The organism is Pseudomonas sp. LBUM1666 (assembly GCF_059695775.1).
In genome coordinates this window covers 4,042,315-4,057,797 of record NZ_CP166789.1, presented here as the reverse complement: position 1 = coordinate 4,057,797, position 15,483 = coordinate 4,042,315, and the positions used below count along the sequence as shown (strand labels likewise).

The 15,483-nt window shown below is 58.2% G+C and carries 5 protein-coding genes; 1 reads left to right on the top strand and 4 read right to left on the bottom strand.

Annotated features, from left to right (window positions below):
• Window positions 1-26 precede the first annotated feature (26 nt).
• The 4 genes from ACA056_RS18585 to ACA056_RS18570 all read right to left on the bottom strand — a co-directional run bounded on the left by ACA056_RS18585 (window position 27) and on the right by ACA056_RS18570 (window position 13,802).
• Window positions 27-10,043, bottom strand: coding sequence for an SDR family NAD(P)-dependent oxidoreductase (locus ACA056_RS18585; protein ID WP_497266790.1), 10,017 nt, complete (start codon window positions 10,041-10,043; stop codon window positions 27-29).
• A 208-nt stretch (window positions 10,044-10,251) separates the two neighbouring features.
• Window positions 10,252-10,668 carry an acyl carrier protein gene (locus tag ACA056_RS18580; protein ID WP_497266788.1) on the bottom strand — a complete coding sequence of 139 codons (417 nt, stop codon included), beginning with the start codon at window positions 10,666-10,668 and terminating at the stop codon, window positions 10,252-10,254.
• 66 nt (window positions 10,669-10,734) lie between these two features.
• The gene (locus ACA056_RS18575; protein ID WP_497266786.1) at window positions 10,735-12,414 is read right to left on the bottom strand and encodes an AMP-binding protein; all 1,680 of its coding nucleotides are present in this window, start codon (window positions 12,412-12,414) and stop codon (window positions 10,735-10,737) included.
• A 59-nt stretch (window positions 12,415-12,473) separates the two neighbouring features.
• Window positions 12,474-13,802 carry a DUF1302 family protein gene (locus ACA056_RS18570; RefSeq protein ID WP_497266784.1) on the bottom strand — a complete coding sequence of 443 codons (1,329 nt, stop codon included), beginning with the start codon at window positions 13,800-13,802 and terminating at the stop codon, window positions 12,474-12,476.
• A gap of 632 nt (window positions 13,803-14,434) precedes the next feature.
• On the opposite strand from ACA056_RS18570, the gene ACA056_RS18565 reads away from it, so the two are divergent.
• Window positions 14,435-15,478, top strand: coding sequence for an NAD-dependent epimerase/dehydratase family protein (locus tag ACA056_RS18565; RefSeq protein ID WP_497266782.1), 1,044 nt, complete (start codon window positions 14,435-14,437; stop codon window positions 15,476-15,478).
• Window positions 15,479-15,483: the final 5 nt, after the last annotated feature.

Below are 15,483 nucleotides of genomic sequence, written 5' to 3'. Positions count from 1 at the left end.
TCCCTTTCGTGTGCGGTTGTGTCGGCTCAAAGTGCTTCATCCGCCAGGAGGGCAGAGAGTTCGTCGTCGCTCAAACTGCTGAAGTTGTCGGGTGCTTCGGCGGGTGCAGAGGGGGGCGACAGGTGTGCGAAGTCTTCTGCGTTTGTCGCAGTCGACGGATACAGTTGATCGATAATGAAGGTGCTCATGGCGCGAACGGTCGGGTAGTCGAACAGCAGCGTGGCGGGTAACTTGCGGCCGACGATGCTGGCCAGTTTGTTGCGCAGCTCCAGCGCCATCAGCGAGTCCAGGCCTTCCGATTGCAGCGGCTCGCTGACGTCCAGCAGCTGGCGTTCGTTGAGTGCCATGATGTCTCTGGCCACCCTGAGCACGAACTGCTCGATGTAGGTCTGGCGCTCCATCGGGGCGAGTTGATCGCAGTCACTGCGCAACGTGCCCAGGTCCGTCAGGTATTCGGCGCTCGCGGCGGTTTTTCTGATGAGATTGGACAGTAACGAGCGTTGCGCACGCTCGCTGACCGAACCGTGAATCCGGGTCCAGTCGATATTGATCACGGTCGGGTTAGGTTGCTCGGTGCGGGCCAAGCTCAATAACAGCTCAAGGGCCGTTTGAGGCGGCAGCAAATCCACTCCCGGTGCGCGTTGGAAGTTCGCCGCGCGTCCGGTGGTGTTGGCCATGCCTTGTCCGTCCCAAGGGCCCCAGTTGACGCTCAGCCCGGACAAGCCCATGGCGCGCCGGGAAACGGCCAGTTCATCAAGGAAAGCGTTGGCGGCGGCATAGTTGCCCTGACCCGGTGAACCGAACACGGTCGCCGCCGAGGAGAACAGCACAAACCAGCTCAGTTGGCGCTCCCGGGTGGCCTGGTGCAGCCTCCAGGCGCCATCGGCTTTCGCCGCGAGCGGGGCCTGGAAGTCTTGCCAGGACTGGGAACCGAGCAAGCCGTCCCGCAAGATCCCCGCGCAATGAAAAACGCCATCGAGCGTTGGCTGCGTGAGGTCGATTTCATTGAGCAGGTCAGTCAGCTGCGCACGTACCGTGATATCGCAGGGCTTGATCAGTACTGATGCGCCCACGGCGTTCCAGCGTGCAAGGTAGGGGTCGAGCTTTTCCGTATTGACGGTTCGGGCTACGAGTACCAAGTGTCGAGCGCCTCGTTCTATAAGCAAATCCGCCAGACTCAGCCCGATCGCGCCCAACCCGCCGGTGATCAGGTAGCTCCGGTCCTGACGAAACACTGGGGGCGTCTTGTCGACCGGATCGCAGGCCATCGGCGCCAACCGGGCGATCTGGCGTGAACCGTTGACGTAGCGGATGTCGCCTTCATCGTCATCCAATTCGAGCTCGGCAAACAGGGTGTCGACGCAGGCTGACGGATCATTCGCGGCAACGGCGACTTGCTTGATGCGCGACTGGGGATGTTCTTCACCCATGACTTTGGCCAGTCCGCGCAGCATTGCCCAGACAGGAGCCTCATTCCTTGATGCGTGATCGCCCGGCATGGCAAAGGTCCAGTCCGGTTCGACGCCCTTGACGAGACAGTACTGTTGAAGGGCGAGCACCGGCAGTAAAAGATCGCGTTGCTGCGTCTCCAGATCGTGATCGTCAGCCGCCGGCGTATCGAGGGCCTGGAGGTCGATCACCTGCTGAATCGAGAGCCCCTCGGTCAATGGATCGATCAGCGCAGCGAGGCCGTCCGGCAAATGCGCGATGTCGTAGCGTGCATACGAAGCGAGGTCGCTGTCGAGATCAGCGCCCAGGCACAGGCAACGAATGCCAATGCTGTGCAAACGTTGTTGCAGCCGTGCGGCATGGCCACTTCTGTCAGCCAGGATGACCCAGAGTTGGTCGGCGCCAAGGGCCGTCAAGCGCCGATGGTTGGTGGGTGTAGAGCAGGGTATCCAGTCGATCTGATAGGTCAGTGCCTGTTTGCGCTTGAGCGAGTCGATCAGCACGGATTTGGGCGCACGCTTGCTGCGCAACGCTTCGACCGTCACCACGCGCTCGCCGTGTTCGTCGTAGACCGAGATCCGATGACTGTACGCTTCAAGTTCGGCAGCGCTGGCGTCGATCGGTGCCGGAGACAAGCATTCGACATGACACCACAGTGGGCCCTTGACCTGTTTGAGTACGCGCATTGCGTCGACGGCAAACGGGATGTAAATCGTGTCGCGTCCGGACAGGCTGAATTGCGTTTCGTAGGAAGCCGCCGCAGTGGTCTGGAAGAACGCGTCCATCAAACCGGGTGCGACGATGTAATCGCTTTCACCGGTCTCGGGCTTACGCAAGCGTGAAAGCGCTTCTCCCGGGCGTCGCCACACGTGCTCTACCCAACGGAAGCCGCCATTGAGCTCATAACCGGCCTGGGACATTTCGCGATAGAACGTCGGGCCGTCCAACTGCTGGTGCAGTGCCTGGCTCAGGTGTTGCGGGTCTATCGTTTGCTCGCCGACAGGTTGCTGGTTCGTCTGCGGGTTCAGGGTGCAGGCGAAGTTCTGCTGCCATGGGCCTTCATCGCCTTCCGTCCGGCTGTACCCGGCGACGGCCACACACGCGTCCTGCTGTTGCGAGACGATGTACTGGAAGTGCTTGGTTTCGTCCGGTTCGAACACCATCGCACCGGGGAAGGTGATGTCGCTCAGCTCGTAGCCGAGCGCGATGTTCAGGTTCTCGGCAATCAGGGCCGTCATGGCCAGGTGGGTGGCTCCGGCGATGACAATGGTCCCGTAGAGTTGGTGATCGGTAATCGGGAACGGCATGTCGGCGCCGAAGCGGGTTTGGTAGATCACATCGCCGGTGGCACTGATGGTTTTCTCTCCCAGCTTCGGCAGCTCGGCGCGCTGCGCAACGGAGTGGGGCTGACGGGAAGGGAATAGCTGTGGGCCGTTCTGTAGTGGCCAGAAGTGACGCCGTTGAAAGGCGTAGGTCGGCAGAGTGACCCGTTGATAGGTGCGGGTGGGCGCAAACAACGTTGACCAGACGGGTGTTACTTGGCGGCGGTAAAGCTCACCGAGGGACGTGAGCATTTGCGATTGATCGTCGGTTTTCGCCTTGAGGGAAGACAGCCAGCAGATTGGCGCATCCGACACACAGCGCCTGGCCATGCCGATCAATTGCGTGGCCGGCCCGATTTCCAGCCCGACCTGCGGCGCCAGCGCTGCCAGCGTGGTCAGCGCCGCATCGAACAGCACGGGGGCTTGCACGTGTTGAACCCAATAATCTGCGCAGGCGCATTCGTCGCCCAGGACCGTCCCGGTGACCGTCGACACAAAGGTCATGGACGCAGGCTTGAAGCGGATGCCTTGCGCCACACTGCGAAACGCCTCCAGCATCGGTGCCATCAAGGGCGAATGGAAACCGTGAGAAACCCGCAGTGACTGTGCGTCAATCCCGTGTTCGGCGCACAACTCGATCAGCTGCGCCATCGTCTCAGAGCAGCCCGAAACCACGGTGTTGGCCGGGCCGTTATGGGCCGCGATCGACAGTTTGTGCGTGACATCGCCCAGAGTGTCCAGCAGTGCCTGAGTGCCGGGGCGATCGGCATAGACCACCAGCATCGAGCCTTTTTCACAGTGCTCGACCATCAACCGTGCGCGGGCACAGATGAGCCGGGTTGCTTCCTCGAGGGTCATTACGCCGCACAGACAGGCGGCGGCGTATTCACCAACGCTGTGCCCCAGGACGTAGTCAGGCATGACACCCCAGGCCATCCACTGTTTGCCCAAGGCATATTGCAGGGCGAAAAGCGCCGGTTGCGTGTAGTACGTGTCGTTCAACTGTTCGGCACTGTCGGCCCACAGCACATCCAGGATCGAACCCGCCAGGTAAGGACGCATCAGCTGCTCACACTGATCCAGAACCTGTTTGAACACCGGGGCCTGCAGATAGAGCGCGCGTCCCATGCCCAGGTACTGACTGCCCTGGCCGGTGAACAGAAAGGCGACGGTGGCCGGGCCGTTACTGTTGGGCCGTGGTGTATCGTCCGCTGGCAGCTGCAACTGCTGGCACAGCTGCTGCGCTGTGGTGGCGACGAACGCCTGACGGACCTCGAAATGCGAGCGAGTGGTACTGGCGCTATGGCACAGGCTGGCCAGATCGGGCTCATGACGCTGAAGCTGTTCGATGTACTTGTGCTTCAGTTCAGTCAACGAAGCCATGTTTCGCGCAGACAGCGGGAGCAGATAAGCCCCGCCTGCGTCGTCGGGGACGGCATGGGTGGGTGAGTCGGGGCCTGCGGCCAGCAGCAAGTGAGCGTTGGTCCCGCTGAAACCGAACGAACTGACGGCGCCGATGGGCTGGTCATCCGTCGACGGCCACGGACGCAGTTGATCGGCGACAATGACGCTGGGGGTTTCACCCAGGATATTTGAGCTGAAGTGCAGATTGAGGTTTTTCAGGTGAAGGTTGCGGGTGATGGTGCGGTGTTGCAGCATCAACGACAGCTTGATCAAGCTGGCGACGCCGGCCGCGGCCTCGGTGTGACCGATGTTGGTTTTGACCGACCCTACGTAGAGGGGGGCGCGGGTGCCACGTTCGCCGTAGACCGCCTCGATGGAGCGCATTTCTATCGGGTCGCCCAGCGGTGTGCCGGTGCCATGCGCCTCAAGGTATTGCACACGATGGGGTTCGACCCCGGCGCGAGTGAGCGCCGCACGCATGACGCGCTCCTGGGCCGGGCCGTTTGGCGCGGTCAAGCCTTGGCTGCGTCCATCCTGATTGATGCTACTGCCCTTGATCACCCCCAGTACGTTGTCGCCATCACGCAAGGCATCGTTCAGCGGTTTGAGCAGAACCAGACCACAGCCTTCGGAGCGCACATAACCGTCCGCACTTTGGTCGAATGTCTTGCAACGACCATCAGGCGACAACATATGCGCCTTGGACAGGGCCACGTTCGTGTGCGGCGACAGGGTCAGGTTCACGCCCCCGGCCAACGCCACAGAACACTCGCCACTGCGCAGGCTCTGACAGGCCAGTGCCACACTGACCAAGCTTGACGAACAGGCAGTATCAATGGCGATGGCCGGGCCTTCCCAGCCCAGGAAATAGGCGAGGCGACCGGCATTGACACTGATCGAGTTCCCGGTGGCGAAATAGGCGCTGGTCTCGGGCCCGCCCTGCGCATTGAGGACGTGGCTGTATTCATTGGGACCGCAACCGACAAAGATCCCGCCTTTCTCTACCGCCGAGGGCGTTACACCGGCGTGTTCCAGCGCCTCCCAACCGACTTCCAGCAACAGCCGTTGCTGCGGATCCATGCTGATGGCTTCTTGCGCGCTGATGTTGAAGAAGCTGTTATCAAAGCCTCTGACATCATCGAGCAAACCGCCCCAGCGGCTGTACATTTTTCCGGGCGCATCCGGGTCTGCATCAAAGTACTCATCGCTGTTCCAGCGTGCATTGCCGACTTCACCAATGGCATCGACACCCTCTACCAGCATCGCCCAAAAAGACGCGCTGTGATTCACACCACCCGGGTAGCGACAACCGATGCCGATGATCGCGATGTCCTGTTCGACGGAGGACGCAGTCGCCGGGATCGCGTCGCTCATCGCGGCGACGGAGGCGTGGTCCTTGAGCAGCGATACTAGGTAGGCGCCGAGTTGAGCAAGGCTTGGGTAGTCGAACAACAGACTGACGGGTAGGATTTCACCGGTCATTTTCGACAGCCGATTACGCAACTGCACCGCCATCAGCGAATCCAGGCCCATGTCTATCAGCGGCGAATCGGCGCTGTAGTCACCTTTGACTTCGGTGCCCGAGACTTCGGCGATGCTGTCACGCAGCAAGCGTTCTATGGCTTTTTCCGGCGCTAGCGGGCGCATTCTTTCGACGTAGGCACGCAGGGGGGAGATGATGGTTTCTGCGTCCTGTGCCAACGCCGCCGACAACACCTGTTGGCCATAGAGCCTCATCAGCGCCGGGCTGGCGGGGTTGTGCCGCAGGGCTTCCAGAGCCTTGGGTTGCAGGTCGAGCACCACCGGAGTAGGGGAGGCACCCGAGAGCAGGCTGAAGAACGACTCAAGCCCTTCGACGGGGTCGAGAAGCGCCAGGCCCTGGGCGTGCAGCGCCGCGGAGGTGACGGCGTCGGCACTCGCCATGCCGGACCCGGCCCACGGACCCCAGGCGTAGCTGGTGGCGGTCAGACCTTGAGCGTTGCGGAAGATCGCCAACTCATCAAGGAAGCTGTTGCCCGCGCAGTAAATCCCTTGGCCGTAGTTGCCGAATACCGCCGAGGCGGAAGAGAAGAGGGCGAAGAAATCCAGATTCAGCTGGGCAGTGAGTTCATGCAAGTGCCAGCCACCCAGCACTTTCGGCGAAACCACTGGTTCAGGCGCCCCGGGTGCCAGGCTGTCGAGCCGGCAGTCGCTGAGCGCACCGGCGGCATGCACGACGCCGGCCAGGGGCAGCAGCGACTGGTCGCACTCGGTGATGAGGTCGCGCAGGGCATCGATGTCGTTGACATCCAGCGACACGATCCTGATGTCACAACCGTGTTCCCGCAAACGGGTGATGAGGGTTTGTTGCCGCTCATCCAGGGTGGTACGCCGTGAGACCAACAGCAACTGACCGGCACCCTTGTGGACCAGGGCCTGGGCGATCATCAACCCGAGTGCGCCGAGGCCGCCAGTGATCAGATAGCTATGGTCGGCCTTGATAGCGATCGGCACTGACTGCCCGGCGCAAACCGCGTCCTCCAGTCGGCATTCGTAGGCATTGTCCCGTTCGAGGCGCACTTCGAACGGCACACCGGTTGTAACAGGGGCCGCGAGCCAATCGAGCAGGCGTTGGGCGTCTTCGGCCAACGAACCGGATGACAACAAGTCGAGTTGGGCAAATTGCAGGTGGCTATATTCCTGCGCGAGTGTCTTGGTCAGTCCGACACCACCGCTGTGAATGAGTCGTGAGGTCGGGCCCTGGTTGTAATGGGCGACGACAAAACGCGCCCCGGACACCAGGCATTCTGCGGCGCAGATCCGGGTGCTGAGCGAGACGAAGCGCTCGATGTGCGCCATGGCGGCCCGGGCAACGTCAGCACTGGTAGGGGTCGCGAGATACAGGACACCGTCGAACGAGAGGCCGGGTTCGTGCAGGCTCGCATCCAGTTCAGCGGGGAGCACTTTAGTGAAGGCGGTGTCCTGAACGGCGGCCAGAAAGTCGGCCGACTCACTGATCAGCAACCAGCGACCGATCAACGGTTGTGGGTGCCCGCGAAAACTGCCGGTGTCGTGCCATTGCCGGTGGAGATTCAGGCGCTGATTCGAATGCAGGTGTGTCGCAGGGCGTTTCTTGCTCTTGAGCGGTGGTTTTGCTCCGCCGCCGATCCAGTAGGGTTGTTCATCGAGTACCTCGAACGGCAGCGCGAGCTTGCGCGCAACGACGTTGTTGGCGGGAATGCGCGAGAGCACACCTTGCACGTAGAGTCGGGCCAGATTATTGCGCAGCACCCGGTCGTCTTCGTGCCCCTTGCGCAGAGAATACAGCGTTGCACGTACATCGCCTGGCGGCAGGCTGCGGCTGGCCAAATCCACCAGGGTGCCGCTCGGTCCGATTTCCAGCAGCAAATGGTCGTGTTCGTGAAGCAACGCTTGCAGGGCGGCGTGAAACTCCACCGGCGCGGCCACCTGATTGACCCAATAGGCGGCTTCGCACACCTCGTTTTCGACACTCCGGCCCAGGACGGTGGAGTAGAACGACACGTTGGGGGCGCTGTAGCGGATCTGCTCGGCATAATGACGAAACGCTTCGAGCATGGGCTGCATGAACGGCGAGTGAAACGCCCGGGAGACCGGCAAAGTTGTGCTACGGATGCCTTGTTGGTCGAGACTGGCTTTGAGCTGCGCAACCACCGAGGCGTCACCGGAAATGACCACGTCATTGAGGCTGTTCTGGGCCGCCAGCGAAACCTGGCCGGCAAATGGCGCGAGCATCAGTTCCACGGCCTGCCGCTCGGCGTGCACCGCCAGCATGTCACCGGGCGACGTCAGTGCGGTCATCAGCTGACCTCGCTTGATGATCAACTGCAGGCCGTCTTCAAGGGAGAAAACACCGGCGGCACAGGCTGCGGCGTACTCGCCCAGACTATGGCCGATCACCGCGGTGGGTTTGACGTCGATGCTTGCCCAGAGTCGGGTCAGCGCGTACTGAAGGCAGAAGATCGCGGGTTGGGTGTAATCGGTCTGGCTCAGTTCTGTCGTGCGACTGCCCCACAGAATGTCTTTAATACTGTGGCCGACCTCGGCGGTGTAGAGCGCGTCGCACTGATCGAGGGCCGCCCGGAAGACCGTCTGGGTGGCGTAAAGACGTTCTCCCATCCCAGCGTACTGGGCGCCTTGACCCGAGAACAGCATGGCAACGGACGGTCGGCGCAGCGGGGGGATCCCATGGTGAACATGCTCGGATAATTCTCCCGCGGCAAATTGTGTAAGCAGTTCACGTGCATGGTCTGCTGTTTCGGCGACCACCGCGAGCCGGTGTTTTCCGGACTGGCGATAGGCGTTGCTGCTGTTGCAGACATCAGCAAAAGGCAGCGGGCTCTCAAGCAGGAACTCGCTCCATCGGCGACTCGTTTGCTTCACGGTTTCAGCCGTGGAGGCGGCAAGAGTGAGTACGCCCGAAGCGGGATCCGCTTCGCCGGCGTCGGTGTTTTTCTCGGCCGATGACAGAATCATGTGGACATTGGTGCCGCTCAACCCGAACGCGCTGACACCGGCGTAATTGAGTTCGTCGGTTTGTGGCCAGGCATGACTTTGCGTGGGAACCACGAGCGTGTTGCCGTCCCAATTGATATGGGGGTTGGGCTTGGAAAAGTGCAGGTGGGGCGCAATTAGATTGTGCTTGAGCGAAAGCGTCAGCTTGATCAGCGCGGCGATGCCGGCGGCCGATTCCAGATGGCCGATGTTGGTCTTGACCGAACCGATGACCAGTGGAATATCGGACATGTCTCGACGCAAGGCACGCAACAGGGCGTTGGCTTCAATCGGGTCACCCAGCGGGGTACCCGTGCCATGGGTTTCGACATAGTGAATTTTGGCGGCGCTGACTCGGGCGTCTTTCAGCGCCCGTTCGATCACTTCTTGCTGCATGCGACCGTTGGGGGCCGTCAGTCCATTGCTGGCGCCGTCATGGTTGACGGCCGAACCGCGGATGACCGCGTAGATATGGTCGCCGTCCTTGCGAGCTTGCGTCAGCGTCTTCAATACGACGACACCGCAACCCTCGCCACGCACGTAGCCGTCGGCCTCTGCATCGAAAGTGCGACACAGGCCATGATGGGACAAGGCTTGCATTCGGGATAATCCGATGCTGTTTTCCGGCGCCAGGATCAGGTTGACCCCGCCGGCCAGGGCCATTGTCGACTCGCCGGAGCGCAGGCTGTTACAGGCCAGATGCACGGAGAGCAACGACGAGGAGCAGGAAGTGTCCAAGGCAAGTGTCGGACCATGGAAGCCAAACAGGTAGGAGACACGGCCCGCCGCGACGCTAGGCGCATTCCCCAGGCACGCATAAGCATCAATGTTTTCGGGGGCTTGCTGATCGATGGCCAGGCGTGCGTAATCACTGGTGCTCATCCCGAAAAACACACCGGTCTTGCTGCCTTTCAACGCGTCCAGATTCTGGTTGGCGTTACGCAGTGCTTCCCAGCAGACCATGAGCAACAGGCGCTGTTGAGGATCCATCAGATTGGCTTCATGTGCCGGAAGCTTGAACAGTTGCGCGTCGAAATGATCGATACGGTCAATCAGCCCGGCATGCTGGCTATAGATTTTGCCGGCAATGTCGGCGTCCGGATGGTAATAGTCTTCGGCCGACCAACGTTCATCCGTGATATTGCGAACGGCACAGTTACCCGCTTCGAGCAATTTCCAGAATGCATCGGGCGTGTTCGCTCCGCCGGGGAACCGGCAACCGATCCCGACAATGGCGACAGGCTCGTTAATGCCGGATTGCAGATGTTGGACTTTCTGCCTGAGATTGAGGATTTCGGAGACAGAGTTTTCCAGAAGCTCCTTGATTCCCGAAGTTGTAGTGTCTGTCGATTTCATTGTTTTAATCTCAAGAAGTTAGCCGTCACCCGCAAAAGGGCGAGTAAAAAAGTGCTGCAAATTGCCAAACCGTGACCACGAGCCAACCTGCAGCAAAAGAGGCCGCACATCGGTGGTCAGCGCTTATTTAAATGGAGTGGTTCTTTGAGGAGGAACGCAGCTCGGTACTTAAGTCAGCGAGTGGTCAGGTCGTTCTGGCCGCGTGTTATCACGTGGCCGGCGTCAAACTTTGTGGGTGCAGTAAGCTCTCAAGAAGTTCTGCCATGCCCTGTTCATCCAGATGCAAGTAAGCCGCGTTGTGTCCTGCAGGCTCCTCGGCCGACTTTGGCACACAGGCCCTGGTATCGGCCACATAAGCTGCCAGTGAATCAGGGGTGGGCCAATGCCAGGCGATCGTCGAATCCAATTGCACTTGTGAAACATGGGAAAGTTCAGCGGCGAGTTCGACGGCGTCGATTGAACTCAATCCCATTTCAGAGAACGGTGTGTCGATGGAAATCGATTGGCTCTCATCATAGTCACGTTCGGTCAACCAACTGGAAATCCAGTGCCCAACAGTTTCACGAGTGACTGACGATAAGGCCGGAGGCGCGTAAGTCAGAGGGTCAAGTGCATGCGCGTTCATTCTGTCACTGCTCCATGTGTGAAATAGCATTGGTGGTAAAGTGAGCGTTACAGGCGCCCGGGTGATTCAGGGACTGGTGTGCTGCGCCGAAAAAGCAACGAGTTGCTTTTCGATCAGGCGCTGACGTATGACCCGCCGGCGCTTCTTGCCACTTGAAGTTTTTTCAATGCTTCCTCGTGGGCAGAAATGAACCCGACTCAACAACGCATCGTGAGTTTCTAGAACCGCCAACGTCAGGGTTTGCTGTTTTTGCGCGCGCTCACTGTTGTTGTCATTGGCATCCCCCTCAAGCACCAGGTGAAGTTCCATCAAACCCGTGTTGCTGTTTTCCATCGACAACAGCGCACTGCCGGAGGCGCGGACAAAGTCAAAACTCTCGATGGTTTCTTCAATGTCGTCCGGGACAATGTTTCTGCCGCCGATGATAATCAAATCGTCCTGGCGGCTATAAAAATAGAGTTCCTGTTCATGAAAAAAACCAAGGTCACCTGTGCGCAGACGACAGTCTTTCAGTTTGGCGAGGGTGGCCTCCGGCATGTTCAAGTAACCGGGCGTCAGGCAATCGCTCTCGATGTTGATTTCGCCCAGCTTGAGTTCCGGTAGCGGGCGATCATTCGCGTCGCGCACCGTAATGCGATGGCGAGCGTTGGCTTGTCCTGATGAAACCAGTTCAATGCGATCTTCATCTTCACTGGCAGCGAGTTTCACATCACCGTCGGGACTAAAGCTGACCATCAGAATCTTGAGCTCACCCAGTTTACTGCAACTCGCGCCCAGACTGTTTTCAGCCATTCCATACGCTGAGTGAATATGTTCCGGCAGCAACTTCAAAGGCGAGAATCGCTCCTTGACCTTTCTTAGTACCAATGCGCTGATTTTCTCTGCCGAGATGTAGAGGTGCAGTCGGGACAGATCAATTTGTTCATCACCATATAAACGCTTCACAGTTCGAAGTGCCGCCACCAGCGCCGAATTGGTGATGAAGCTCAAGTCTGCCTGTTTCTCGGACAGCAACTTGAACCAACGCGCCGGATTGCGCATGAAGTAGTCGGGTGTCGCGAGCAGATGGTTGCAAGCGGCGTAGATGGGCAACAAGACGCCGGTAAACAAGCCCATGTCATGATGAATCGGCGTCCAGGAGGCACTGTTTTTGACTGGGATACCGTGCCTGCTGGCGTTGTGGGACAGCTCGATGTGCCTCAACTGATTCATGATCATGTCATGGGTGACAATGATGCCCTTCGGGAAACCGGTACTGCCGGAAGAGAACTGAATGATCGCCATGTCCTCTGGCTGGACATCCGCACCCAGCGGCAGTACTTCCACGCATTGAGGGTTGAAGGTAGGCTCCGAGTGAATCTCAAGACCCGTGCGCGAGCGCCATTGCTCGATGTCCTCGGCCGTGATTGCACCGTCGCACAGCACCAGTTTGAAGCTGCAGGAGCTGTCACAACTGGCGAGGAAATCCGCGTAGTTCAGATATTTGCCTGATTTGGTTCTGAGGGGGACCGCCACCAGGTTCAATCGCCAGCAGGCCAATAGATAGCAGACCAGTTCGATACTGTTGTTCAGGACCAGGCCCACCCGGTCCTGCCGCCGCAGGCCCTGACTGGCCAGTTTCGACGAGCAGGTATCAACAATCGCGCCTATTTCGGCAATCGTGTACGAGCAATTCGTATCAGCGAACGTCCAAACGGCTTCGCCTTGGGTCATTGCATGGCTGAATCTATGATTGATGGTCTGCATTTTCATTCTCGCAGGCAGTCGGTCCCAAGCAAACTCGGGGTCGTTGTCGGTAGGGGGGGTTAAAAGTAAAAGTCTAGTTTTAACTGAATGCGGTCATTGTTATTAAACTGTCCGAATAGTCCATTCTTGTCGCCGTAAAAAACATCAAGTCCGACGGTTCCTTTAATATTTTTACTCAGCTTCGATGTGTACTGAAGACGAAACAATCCATCGCCATCATTATTGTTGGTCAGCCATCGGGCTTCAAAACTGTCTCGTTGGTGCAGCAAGTCCTTTCGGTAGAGAAAGGTCATGATGCTGTCGACTTTCTTGCGTGGCAGGTACTCGGTGGTCTCACCCAGGATACTTTGATAGAACTGAGCACTGAATACACTTTCTGCTACGCCATAATAATCAAGCCCCAGGACGTAACTGGTGTCATTGGTCTGGAATCGTCCGTTTTCGCTATTCAGGTCGTAGTCGATTACCGAGCGGTGAGTGGTGTGGGCCAACTCGCTGCGCAAGACGAAATCATTAATAGAAGTACTGGCACTGCCACCAAAGGTATGGGTTCTTTCATAACGCTCGCGAACAACAATCACCGGGCGCGTACCCGCCATGGATACTTGAGTTTCGAAGAACGGAGCGTCGTTGTAGTGATACATGTAGTTCAGCGAGAAATCCCATGAGTCAACGCTGGTTGTCAGGGCCATGCCGACGTCAGAATCTTTAATGGGCCGGTCGGGGCGTTCGGCGCGACGTCGCTCAACGGGCAACGTCAACCCGGGAGGTGCCTGGGGTATCAACCGCCGCGAACGAATGGCGAATTCACCTTCGTTGTAATTCGGAAAGTCGGTGTAGGTCTGGTCGGGGATCCACAGCAATTGCAGATCAAACTGGCCCACCGGCACCACGATGTTGGCCATCCATGTCGGGATGCGGGCTTCTTCGGGGTCTTCGAGGATGAACTCGCGGTAATTCATGGGGTTGACAATATCCAGCACCGTGACCCCATCGGCCTGGCCCCACACCACTTGTTGTTTGCCGAGAATCAGCGTTCCGTCATCACCCAGGGTGTCTCTGAAATAGAGTTCACGCAGTTCGAACTGAAAAGGATAGTTGTCATAGATTTTACGGCCATCGTTGATGGGCGAGAGAGCGGTTTGATCGGGTTCTCCTGGCTCAAGTTGGCCACTCATGTTCCATCTGATGCGGGTGGATAACAGAAAACGGGCATCGGTGTCGGTTTCGTAAGACAGCGCGTTATAGAACCGTGCTTCTGACTTGGAGAGCTTGTCGACGGATATGTTTTCAGCAGTCTGGTATGAAATCTTCGAGTCGGAGTTGAACTCTCCGGCGAGCGCAAGTGCAGGCAGCGCTGAAATAGCGAAGACGAATGATTTGAACATGAGCACGCCTTAGATCGAAGTATTATATTTTTAATCGTTCACGCGGAAATGTCGCAATGGGTGCGTTTTATTAAAGCTGTCTAGTTGTTTAATTACCGGGCCAAGAGCGGCCGTGAAACGCACTAAAGATGGGCGTGAGGATAGGACTTGATGTTTAGGTTAGCGCTCAAGAAAAACATCTCCGTACGGAAAGCGGTCGGGAAGTGCGCTTCGCAGAATCGGCGGAGAGATAAAAGTTGTGGGCTGAAATCCATTACTGCGTCCATGCGTTATCAGTCGAAGAGTGGAGCTCTCGATCGGTAGCGAAATGCTATCAGTGCCCGCGTCGTAACTCAATAAGTGTGATTCGAAATATTATTTTGCTAAACGCGATTCATCTGTCCTAAGGGACAGATGAATAAGGTGGTGTTTTATATGGTGTTTTTTTTAACTTGGAACGATCGTTTCATACTTGCTGGTGTTAAGTATTCTAAATATTGTGTCGAGCAGATGTGTCTAAATATTTCAGCGGCATGTTTTTCTCATAACTCGAACTAAGGTGCCAAGACACGCTTGACTCTGTCCTGCGGGACAGACTTTATGATTCTCTCGATCCTGAACAGAATGGTTCTCTTCCAGAAGAAGGAGTTTCAGTGAGCAAGTTATGTCTGGTCACGGGCGCCAATGGGCACTTGGGCAATACCTTGGTCAGAGCATTGCTCAGTCAGGGCTACAGAGTCCGAGCCGGAGTGCGTGACATCGGTAACACGGCGCCCTTCGCGGGGCTTGATTGCGAACTGGTCTATGCCGAATTGCTGGACGGGCCTGCAATGCTCAAGGCATTGGACGGTGTCGACGTGCTGTTTCAAGTAGCGGCGGTTTTCAAGCATTGGGCCAAAAGCCCAGAAACCGAGATTGTCGAGCCCAATGTGCGGGGGACACGTAGCGTGTTGGAGGCCGCTGCACGGGCGGGCGTCAAGCGTGTCGTTTATGTCAGTTCCGTCGCCGCGGTCGGTCATGACGGCAGTGCTCTGGATGAAGCGCATTGGAATGACGAGGCCGAAAATGCCTACTACAAATCCAAGATTCTCTCCGAGCAAATGGCCTGGCGGACCGCCAACGACCTGGGGCTCTGGATGGTGTCGGTACTGCCCTCGGCGATGGTGGGGCCAAACGCGACCCAACTGACCGATACCATGGGGTTTCTGGAGTCAGTCAAACAGCGTCAGGTCCCGCTGGACCCAGGGTTCCATTTCAATTTCGTGGATGTGCGCGACGTGGCGGAGGGTTTGATTCTGGCCGCCGAAAAGGGCCGGGCCGGGCAGCGCTATATTCTTGCGAATGAGCGCTCATCTTCGCTCGCCAACCTGGTCGAGTCCGTCAATGCGCTTTCGCCGGGTTATCGCCTGCCACCGCGAGCCCCGCAGTGGCTATTGGTCTGCATTGCCTGGATGCAGGAACGGGCCGCGCAACTGACGGGCAAGCCTGCCCAGTTACTGCTCAGCCAGGTGCGCCTGTTCCATAACGTCCGGCAGGAGTACAGCATCGTCAAGGCGAAGACTGAATTGGGGTTCAACCCGCGACCGCCCGAAGAGGCGCTGATGTCAGCTTTTGTTTATCTGGGCAGGCGATCGACTCAGCCTTATGAAGAACTGACGTCGGTGCAGGACCGAACAATGAGTTCATCTCGCCCTTGAGCTCG

Excerpts from the sequence above, each read along its gene's own strand:
- ACA056_RS18585 (WP_497266790.1), bottom strand. The coding sequence starts at position 10,043 with ATGAAATCGACAGACACTACAACTTCGGGAATCAAGGAGCTTCTGGAA.
- ACA056_RS18580 (WP_497266788.1), bottom strand. The coding sequence starts at position 10,668 with ATGAACGCGCATGCACTTGACCCTCTGACTTACGCGCCTCCGGCCTTA.
- ACA056_RS18575 (WP_497266786.1), bottom strand. The coding sequence starts at position 12,414 with ATGCAGACCATCAATCATAGATTCAGCCATGCAATGACCCAAGGCGAA.
- ACA056_RS18570 (WP_497266784.1), bottom strand. The coding sequence starts at position 13,802 with ATGTTCAAATCATTCGTCTTCGCTATTTCAGCGCTGCCTGCACTTGCG.